This is a genomic window from Citrobacter sp. TBCS-14 (assembly GCF_005280805.1).
In the GTDB taxonomy this organism is placed as follows: Bacteria; Pseudomonadota; Gammaproteobacteria; order Enterobacterales; family Enterobacteriaceae; genus Citrobacter; species Citrobacter gillenii.
Window position 1 is genome coordinate 1 of the sequence record NZ_SZWM01000076.1, and the last position, 560, is coordinate 560.

Consider the following 560-nt stretch of genomic DNA (forward strand, 5'->3'; position numbering starts at 1 on the left):
GATTCAGCCTTTCGCCACGGGAAATCCAAATATAAAGCCAACTTTCGTAAACCACCCGCCCTCAGGTTCGGGTATACTACGGCCTTCGATTTCACAAACATCAGGCATACCATGACAGACCTAATCCAACGCCCTCGCCGCCTGCGCAAATCCCCTGCGCTGCGCGCCATGTTTGAAGAGACAACACTCAGCTTAAATGACCTGGTGTTGCCGATCTTTGTTGAAGAAGAACTCGACGATTACAAAGCCATCGAGGCCATGCCCGGCGTGATGCGCATTCCAGAGAAACATCTGGCACGCGAAATCGAACGCATTGCCAACGCCGGTATCCGCTCGGTGATGACCTTTGGTATTTCCCACCATACCGATGACACCGGCAGCGATGCCTGGAAAGAAGACGGACTGGTGGCGCGCATGTCANCGCATGTCGCGTATCTGTAAGCAGACCGTGCCGGAAATGATTGTCATGTCCGATACCTGCTTCTGTGAATACACCTCGCACGGTCACTGCGGCGTATTATGCGAGCACGGCGTGGATAACGATTTAACCCTGGCCAATC

Annotated in this window: 1 pseudogene; it reads left to right on the forward strand. The window is 53.5% G+C overall.

What is annotated here, in order from left to right:
* Positions 1 to 111 precede the first annotated feature (111 nt).
* Positions 112 to 560 (forward strand): annotated as a pseudogene (locus tag FDX22_RS00425) (porphobilinogen synthase); the annotation flags it as partial.